This is a genomic window from Thermoanaerobacterales bacterium, assembly GCA_030019475.1.
Taxonomy (GTDB): Bacteria; Bacillota; Desulfotomaculia; order Desulfotomaculales; family JASEER01; genus JASEER01.
In genome coordinates, this window is record JASEER010000062.1 from 1 (window position 1) to 7,469 (window position 7,469).

Consider the following 7,469-nt stretch of genomic DNA (forward strand, 5'->3'; position numbering starts at 1 on the left):
TATTCCTTCAGCGACGCGTAGAGGCGCGCGTTCTCAAGGGCCAGGGCGACCTTGGCGGCGATGGCGGTGAGATATCCGGTGACAGCCTCGTCCCAGGCGCGGGGCGCCATGTCGTAGACCCCGAGAGTGCCGAGGGCGCGGCCCCTGGCGCGCAGCGGCACGACCAGGGCGCTTCGTACCGCAGGAGCAAGTTGCGGCAGGAGCACCTTCCCGCCGGCGGCGCGCAGGTCGGAGACGGCCACCGGCTCGCCGGTTTTGAACGCCGTGCCCGCCACGGAGTTCCCCACCGGGAGTTCCCTGATCGCCTCCGGATCCATCCCTTCGACGCCGTGCACGGCGCGTGCCACAAGCGCTTTTTTCTCCTCGTCGTAGGTGCGCAGAAGACACACGGGCACGTGCAGCGTGCGGGCGGTTTCCCGCACCACCCGGAGGACGAGCCTTTGCTCGTTATACTCTATGGCTATGTCTTCGCCCAGGCGCGAGACATCAAGGAGTAGCCTGTGGCTCTCAAACGACCGGGCCGCGTAGGAGGTCACCGCCCGGACGAGGCTGCCGACCTCGTCAAGCCTTGCCTCCGTCCACACCGGCACCCGCCGCGCCAGCTCCACAAGCTTCTCCCGCGGGCAGCGCAGCTCATCGGCCAGGAGGGCGAGTTTCTCTTCTTTGAGGCGGGCAACGGCCACGCCGCCGGCGATCACAACGCCCCGGCCGTCAACCGGCACGCCGATATTGACCAGCCCCGCGTGGCAAGCGCGGCGCTGGACCTCCCCGCCGGACAGGACGGCGCGGGCCAGTTCCCGGCGAAAGGTCTCGCACGCCATCCTCCCCTCGTACGTGCTGTTGATCAGCACGCAGAAGGGATGAAGGTTGCTCTTGCCGAACAGCGCACGGCCGCGCGCGTTCGTGGTGATGATCGCCAGGCCGGTCGTCCTGGCGATCTCTTCCTGTAATTGCCAGAAACCGGCACGTTCCAGGAAAACAGCGTAGTCCATAACCCACTCCCGAAATCTCTCGTTCGGTGACGATCCCCGTCGCCGTGTGGCGTATTTTACAATATTTTAGCAACAAGGGGCGAAAATGTGAACAGCTGTTGTCCATTATGATGGTGTAAAATTGGTTTATCCGGCCAATTGAGCAGGCCCGATCCACCCCGGGAGTAAAGGTGTTGCGGCATGCTGGCAGTGTCCTTCCCCCTGCAGGAAGAACCGGAGGATGTTTTCCGGCGCTTTGCCGGGGCACCCGGTGCGGCCGTCCTGGCCAGCGGGTCCGAGCCGCGCCCGTGCCCCCGGTTCCCCCTCGCCCGGTGGTCATTTGTCGCCGTACAGCCCTTTCTGGTCCTCTCCTACGATCAGGGCGGGCTGGTCGCCAACCCCGGTGTGGTCGACAACCTTTCCGGTCATCCCTTGCACGCCCTGGAAAAGCTGCTCGCAGAATTCAGGCTCCCCGCCGCCACCGACACCCCCGTTCCCTTTCCCGGCGGGGCGGTCGGCTACCTTTCCTACGAACTGCGCACGGCAATAGAAAGGGTCCCGGCCCGCGGCGGTGACGTTCCCGCCCTCCCGCACCTTTACTTTGCCTTTTACGACGCTACCGTCGCCATTGACCACCACCGGCGGGAGGTCTGGATCATTTCCACCGGTCTGCCCGAAAAAGGTTCGGCAAGGACCGCGCGGGCGCGGCTACGCTACGAGGAGTTACGCCGGTGGTTCTTCCGACGCCCGGAATCCGAGCCGCAGCCGCACCCCCGGATAGCGGGGCCGGCTTCTTCTCTTGTCTCTTCCTTTACCCGACCGGCATACCTGGCCGCCGTACGCCGCGTGAAGGAGTACATCGCCGCGGGAGACGTCTACCAGGTCAATCTTTCGCAGCGGTTTTCGTCGCCCGCCGCGTTGCCCGCTTTTCCCGTATTCCTGGAGCTGCTGAGGACTAACCCCGTACCGTTCGCCGCCTACTTTTCCGGACCGGGCTTCACCGTGGTCAGTTCCTCGCCCGAGCGCTTCCTGCACTTCGACGCCGCCACACGCGTGGTCCACACGCGACCCATTAAAGGGACGCGACCGCGCGGCAATACTCCGGAGGCGGATGGGAGACTGGCCCGGGAGCTGCTGCAAAGTGAAAAAGACCGCGCCGAGCACGTGATGATCGTTGACCTCGAACGCAACGATCTGGGCCGGGTGGCCGAGGCGGGTTCGGTCGGCGTTCCCGAATTCTGCGTCCTGGAACCGTTCCCGACGGTCCACCACCTGACCTCCACCGTGGAAGCCAGGCTGCCCCCGGAAACCGGCGTGGCCGGGCTCCTGCGCGCCACCTTTCCGGGCGGCTCCATTACCGGTGCGCCCAAGATCAGGGCCATGGAAATCATCGACGAGATCGAGCCGGTGGCCCGGGGTATCTATACCGGCGCCATCGGGTATTTCGGTTTTAATGGAAACCTGGACCTGAACATCGCCATCAGGACGATGGTGCTGACCGGCAACGGCCTGCATTTCCACGTGGGAGGCGGCATCGTTTGGGATTCAGACCCCGAGCAGGAGTACCAGGAGACGCTCGACAAGGCCGCCGCCCTGTTTCGGGCCATCGGCCATGACGACAAGGGAGGCGTGAATTGTGCAGGTGTTCCTTAACGGCGCGTTCGTCGCCGTCGACGAAGCCAGGGTCTCGGTGTTCGACAGGGGCTTCCTGCTGGGGCACGGGGCCTTTGAAACGATGCGGGCCTACCGGGGCAGGGTGTTCCGCCCGGCGCAGCACCTTGAGCGGCTGCACCGGACCTGCGCCGCCCTCGGCATACCCTTCGTTCCCGACATCGCGCGCCTGGAGCCGGTGGTCGAAACGCTCCTGGCCCGCAACGGGCTCGCCGATGCGCGCCTGCGCCTGACGGTGACGGCGGGCCCGGAGGAGGAATACCTGCCGTGCCACCCCACCATCCTGCTGGCGGCCTTTCCCCTCCCCACGGGCACAGCGGCACCCGGCTGGCGCGCGTATCTCTGGCAGGGCGCCGTCAACTCGCACGATCCCCTCCGGACACATAAAACCACATCTTATCTCGAAAAAGTGCTGGCGCGCCGGGAAGCAAAAAGCAAGGGCTTCGACGAGGCCCTTTTCGTAAACGAAAAGGAAAACGTAACCGAAGGCTCAGCAACCAACATCTTCTGCATCCGGGCCGGAACCATCCTCACGCCGCCCACGGTCGAAGGTCTGCTCCCGGGGGTCACGCGAGCGGTGGTCGCCGAACTGGCCACACGGACCGGCATACCGTTCCTGGAACGGCCCCTTGCGCCGGAGGACATCGTCCGCAGCGATGAGGCCTTCCTGACCAACTCGGTCGTGGAGATCGTGCCCCTTGTCGCGGTGGGCCGAACTCCCGTCGGCAACGGCGCGCCCGGCCCGTTGACGGCACGGCTGCAAGCGGCGTACCGGGAGCTTGTCCGGCAGGAACTGGGCGTCGGCTGAATGACCCGGCGCGTCCGCCGCTCCGTTGCCCTCCGGGGCTGCGGTTAAACCGTCCGGGTCAGGCCGCGGATGAGTTGCCGTCGCGGGCGGTCCCCCGGCCGGGGGTGGTGAGGTAGCCGCCGGTGATGAGCCCGTCCACGCCGCCAGCGAGCCCCAGCGCCTGGGTGTCGCGGAGGTTGCGCTCCCGGCCGCCGGCGTAGCGGATGGTGGCCGCCGGCAGCACCAGGCGGAAGACCGCTATGGTACGCAGTATCACTAACGGCGGGAGCGGCGGCTGGGCGGACAGCGGGGTGCCGGGGACCGGGTGGAGGATGTTGCAGGGTGGTCGATTTCGTCCGGAATGGGCGGTCGGTTATCCCGGGGGTTTAACCCAGGTTACTTTAAGCCTTGCGAAGTCATTATCGAAAGAACAGACGCCCTCTTCGTGTCTCCGCGCCTGCGCGGCGAGGAAGGCATCCGCGAAGTCTACGTTCTTCTCAGCCATATCCTGCAAAGCCTGTACCACCAGATCAGGGTCTTCGGCCCGGACGCCGTCCGCCCTTATGAAGGGAATTAGGGTATCGGCAATCTCCCTCCTGGTGTACTCATAGAACGAAGAGAGCACCCATACCGCTTCAGCCACCACCAGGTGGGACAACCGCAGACGGGTTTCCCCTTTCTCGGCGCGATTCATAAGTTCCAAAGCCTGCGCGGCCATTTCCGGGGGATCACCGGTTATGAAGCGCAGGATAACGTTGGCGTCGATCCATAAGCACGCCATTACTCTTCTTTCCCTTTACTCGACCTACTCCCCCGCGCCAGCCTGGCGGCCACTTCTTTTCGCACCTGTTCCTTGCCCGGATACTTCCTGGTCGCCGGTAAAGAGGCATATAGCTCCGTCAGGCGCTTGCGCTTGAAGGCCCTCACCATAACTTCGCCTTCGGGGTTTACGTCGAATGTCAGTTCGTCGCCCGGTTGCAGGTTAAGCTTACGTCGAACGGTCACCGGTATGGTTATCTGGCCCTTACTGGTCACTCGTGCCCTTAACATTCCGGCACCTCCTTACCATCACTGTAAACCTTACATCAGGCTTTAGTCAAGGGGATACCGATCCCCCCGGCGAAAAGCCGCCCCTGCCTATCTCAGGCGGGGCGGCTTTATTCTCGGGTTTTCCGGAGCGCTGCTCGACTTGCCGCAGCACTCTCGCGCCGGCGTGCAAGACGGTGACGATGTTGCCGCAGACACTGCACCTGTAAACCTGGCCGTTCTCCGTCATTGCGGACCACCTCCCGGCGAAGATTGGGCACCCGGGCACATGATTCGGCACGATCACCTTTTTCCCGGCCGGACACGGTACAAGTTGGCTTGTCTTCCCGACCCCGGTGAGTTAGCACGGCAGAAAAACCACACCAACCATCAGAAGGAGAGTGAGCCGGATGCCCGGTCTCAAGGGAACCCGGACGGAGAAGAACCTGCTGACCGCCTTCGCCGGCGAGTCCCAGGCGCGGAACCGCTACACCTACTACGCCGGCCCCACGCAGGCTTCCACCCATGCCGCCCGCCTGTTCTGGTACTTGAGGTAGACGCGTGTTCCCACACGTCGCAGACCAGGAGCGGGACGACTCCCCACTGGGTCAGGTTCTGGTGCTTGTCGGCCGAAACGTTCCGGTGGCTGCGAGGTTCTATTCCTCCATTCCCTGCTCCTTGGCCTGGGTTTCAATCTTCTGGCTAAGGTTGACGTTCACCACCGGCACCGCCTGCGAAGCAGCGCCGATCATCTTCGGAATCAGGAACGCGTCGACAATCCACCAGATGGCGAAGACCGCTAGAAAGAGGAAACCGACGAAAATTCCCAGCGTCAACCAGCCGAGAAGGTTCAGGGCCAGCATTCCCAGAGCGGTGCCCGGCTTTCCCAGGTAGAAACGATGGGCCCCGACCCCGCCCAGGAAGAACCATAACAGGTAGGCCACCGTCGTGCTTTTTCGCTCTTCGACCTGGATGATAACACTATTCTCCGCCAACTTACAACCCTCCCTCCGTATTGGAAACCTGACTGGAGTACCGCCGACACGGGCTAACCGGGCCACTGTCACCGCCGGATCGAGCAGCCTACATCCGCCCCCGCCGGGATAGATGAAACGGTCGCAGCCACCGGAACTAAGGTTTCAACTTCTCGTACCCAGGCCGGAGACTTTTTTCTAGAAGGGGCGACGGTAGCACATCGCCCATCCTGACGTCGGACAGGTCGCTCACGTTGACCTCGCAGTGCTGATGCCGACGCGTCCCACAAGGCGGGTGACATGGCCGTGGAGATAGACCCGCGGATCCGGAGTACGATTACTAAATGTTCGCTGGTTCGGGGATTTCGCTGCTACCGGGCGATTTCCTGCAAGGCATTGTCGTTTTTCCGTCGTTTTGCGCGGATATCGGCAGAATTCGTGGTAATTCGGGGCAATTCGACAAGACGGGCTCCCGGCTCACAGATATCGTTCCCGAACCGGCGGACGCCCCTCTCGAACTGGGTCTCGGGCGCACGGCGGGCCAGGCGCTCGGAGATCCCGCCGATGGCCGTCCGCCGCCCCGTCAGAACCGCCACCGCCGTGCCCGTCCCGCTGGTGACGTAGGTGCCCATGAACCTCGGCCACGGGCCGCCAGCCGGAGGTGTCGCGGGGGCGGTGAACGTCTACTTCCACCGCCCCGTGCTGGAGTCGTTCCTGTTCTCCCTGGCCCTGGCCGTGGGCGGCGATCAATGATGCCCGCCAACGTTTCAACCTGCGGCGCGTCATCTTCGTCGCCGACCGCGGCATGGTCTCTCCCGCCCTCCTGGACGAACTTAACAGATAGCGCATCGAGTACGCCATGACGCCGACCGTTATACTGTCTGCCACATCCCCGTCGAGGCCGAGCACGACCGCCGGACCCGGGAAGAGATGGTCCAAAAGCTTGAAGCCATGCTCAAGGCGGGCCTCAAGCCGCTCATCGGGAACAAGGGCTATCGCCGCTTCCTGAGACTCAACGGGGATAAAGCCGAAATCGACCGTCAGGCTCTGGAACGCGAAGCGCGTTACGACGGGAAATACGTTCTGCGGACCAACGCCGAACTGGACACCGATGCCGCCGCCTTGGCCTACAAGGACCTGTGGCGGGTGGAAAGGGCCTTTCGGGAACTCAAGTCGACCTTGGACCTGCGCCCGATCTACCACTGGAAGGACCGCCGTGTGCACGGGCATGTGATGGTCTGCTTCCTGGCGCTGGTCCTGGGATCGGCTTTGCAGCGCAGCCTCAAGCTGGGCCGGGGCGCAGGTGGAATACCTGTACCTGCTCCGGGACCTTAAAAAGCTCAAGGCCGTGGAGTTAACCCTGGAAGGCCAAACGTATCTCTGCCGGACGGAGATGCCGGGACAGGCCTACGAGGCCTTCCGGGCGCTGGGCATCCCGCCGCCGCAGCACGTCCAGGAGTTGGCCCCTGGCTCTACCATAAATTAGGAGAATGTAGTGGTACGCGTCTTTTTCATGTCTGTAAAGCCTTGTTTTTGCTGGGTTCCCCTAAGGCTAGGTGTTAAAGTCGAGTTTGAAGGCTATGCCGTCCTCGCCGCTCTGCTTAATGAGTTCCAGCACTTTCCCCAATAATCCCAAGGTTGATTTTTGGTTTAAGCGGGGTGTTTCAGTAGATACTTCAAAGAATCAAGTACTGCAAATTGACATACTCAGACCATCGGCCAGTGCTGGCTTACGTATGAAATGGGGAGGGGGTTAAACTCCCCTCTTCTTTTTTAGTCTCTGGTTTTAATCTCTGGTGACTTCAGTGCTAATAAAATTTCCCACCGGTGTTCCATCTTTCAGTAGTTTCCACACCCTTGTGAAGTTTCCTGTGTCTGAGTCTGTAACCAACAAAACGTATCCCCCGTCACCTGTTTTAGCTAGATCTATCACACGCCAATAATGAAGGTTATCTAGAGCTACGTCAAAAAGCCTTCGCAAGCTGCCGGTATCCAGTCTATAATTGTAAAGCTTTCCATTGTCTTCGATAAATAACGAAG

Annotated in this window: 14 protein-coding genes; 6 read left to right on the forward strand and 8 right to left on the reverse strand. The window is 62.3% G+C overall.

The window, feature by feature from the left end:
- Nucleotides 1-992: PocR ligand-binding domain-containing protein (locus tag QMC81_11270; GenBank protein MDI6908049.1), on the reverse strand; the 992-nt coding region annotated here is incomplete at its 3' end.
- Between the two features lie 180 nt (nt 993-1,172).
- Between QMC81_11270 and pabB the strand changes: the two genes are divergently transcribed.
- Both pabB and QMC81_11280 read left to right on the forward strand, forming a co-directional pair.
- Nucleotides 1,173-2,624, forward strand: a complete 1,452-nt coding sequence (pabB, locus tag QMC81_11275) for an aminodeoxychorismate synthase component I (GenBank protein MDI6908050.1) — start codon at nt 1,173-1,175, stop codon at nt 2,622-2,624.
- A complete protein-coding gene (locus QMC81_11280) occupies nt 2,608-3,450 on the forward strand; it encodes an aminotransferase class IV (protein ID MDI6908051.1) in 843 nt (280 codons plus the stop codon). Before pabB ends, QMC81_11280 begins: the two co-directional genes overlap by 17 nt.
- A gap of 58 nt (nt 3,451-3,508) precedes the next feature.
- Here QMC81_11280 and QMC81_11285 read toward each other — a convergent pair whose 3' ends face one another.
- From QMC81_11285 to QMC81_11300, 4 genes are read right to left on the reverse strand one after another with little or no spacing between them, the layout of a single operon-like run.
- Nucleotides 3,509-3,763: a hypothetical protein gene (locus QMC81_11285; protein MDI6908052.1), complete on the reverse strand. Its 255-nt coding sequence runs from the start codon at nt 3,761-3,763 to the stop codon at nt 3,509-3,511.
- Nucleotides 3,764-3,802: 39 nt separating this feature from the next.
- Complete coding sequence (locus QMC81_11290; GenBank protein ID MDI6908053.1) at nt 3,803-4,210, reverse strand: type II toxin-antitoxin system VapC family toxin; 408 nt, start codon at nt 4,208-4,210, stop codon at nt 3,803-3,805.
- Nucleotides 4,210-4,479: an AbrB/MazE/SpoVT family DNA-binding domain-containing protein gene (locus QMC81_11295; protein ID MDI6908054.1), complete on the reverse strand. Its 270-nt coding sequence runs from the start codon at nt 4,477-4,479 to the stop codon at nt 4,210-4,212. The genes QMC81_11290 and QMC81_11295 overlap by 1 nt, the downstream gene beginning before the upstream one ends.
- A 46-nt stretch (nt 4,480-4,525) precedes the next feature.
- A complete protein-coding gene (locus tag QMC81_11300; protein MDI6908055.1) occupies nt 4,526-4,705 on the reverse strand; it encodes a desulfoferrodoxin FeS4 iron-binding domain-containing protein in 180 nt (59 codons plus the stop codon).
- A 160-nt stretch (nt 4,706-4,865) separates the two neighbouring features.
- Here QMC81_11300 and QMC81_11305 point away from each other — a divergent pair, with 160 nt between their 5' ends.
- Nucleotides 4,866-5,012 carry a hypothetical protein gene (locus tag QMC81_11305; protein MDI6908056.1) on the forward strand — a complete coding sequence of 49 codons (147 nt, stop codon included), beginning with the start codon at nt 4,866-4,868 and terminating at the stop codon, nt 5,010-5,012.
- 99 nt (nt 5,013-5,111) lie between these two features.
- On the opposite strand, the gene QMC81_11310 is transcribed toward QMC81_11305, so the two are convergent.
- Together QMC81_11310 and QMC81_11315 are read right to left on the reverse strand one after the other, a co-directional pair.
- The gene (locus QMC81_11310; GenBank protein MDI6908057.1) at nt 5,112-5,450 is read right to left on the reverse strand and encodes a TM2 domain-containing protein; all 339 of its coding nucleotides are present in this window, start codon (nt 5,448-5,450) and stop codon (nt 5,112-5,114) included.
- 350 nt (nt 5,451-5,800) lie between these two features.
- The gene (locus QMC81_11315) at nt 5,801-6,061 is read right to left on the reverse strand and encodes a hypothetical protein (GenBank protein MDI6908058.1); all 261 of its coding nucleotides are present in this window, start codon (nt 6,059-6,061) and stop codon (nt 5,801-5,803) included.
- Here QMC81_11315 and QMC81_11320 point away from each other — a divergent pair.
- From QMC81_11320 to QMC81_11330, 3 genes are all read left to right on the forward strand, one after another.
- Nucleotides 6,054-6,182: a hypothetical protein gene (locus QMC81_11320; protein MDI6908059.1), complete on the forward strand. Its 129-nt coding sequence runs from the start codon at nt 6,054-6,056 to the stop codon at nt 6,180-6,182. The two genes, QMC81_11315 and QMC81_11320, sit on opposite strands and share 8 nt — an antisense overlap.
- A gap of 177 nt (nt 6,183-6,359) precedes the next feature.
- The gene (locus QMC81_11325; GenBank protein MDI6908060.1) at nt 6,360-6,764 is read left to right on the forward strand and encodes a transposase; all 405 of its coding nucleotides are present in this window, start codon (nt 6,360-6,362) and stop codon (nt 6,762-6,764) included.
- Nucleotides 6,733-6,915, forward strand: a complete 183-nt coding sequence (locus tag QMC81_11330; GenBank protein ID MDI6908061.1) for a hypothetical protein — start codon at nt 6,733-6,735, stop codon at nt 6,913-6,915. The genes QMC81_11325 and QMC81_11330 overlap by 32 nt, the downstream gene beginning before the upstream one ends.
- Nucleotides 6,916-7,215: 300 nt before the next feature.
- Here QMC81_11330 and QMC81_11335 read toward each other — a convergent pair.
- Nucleotides 7,216-7,469 (reverse strand): hypothetical protein (locus QMC81_11335; protein ID MDI6908062.1); only part of this gene is annotated, 254 nt, incomplete at its 5' end.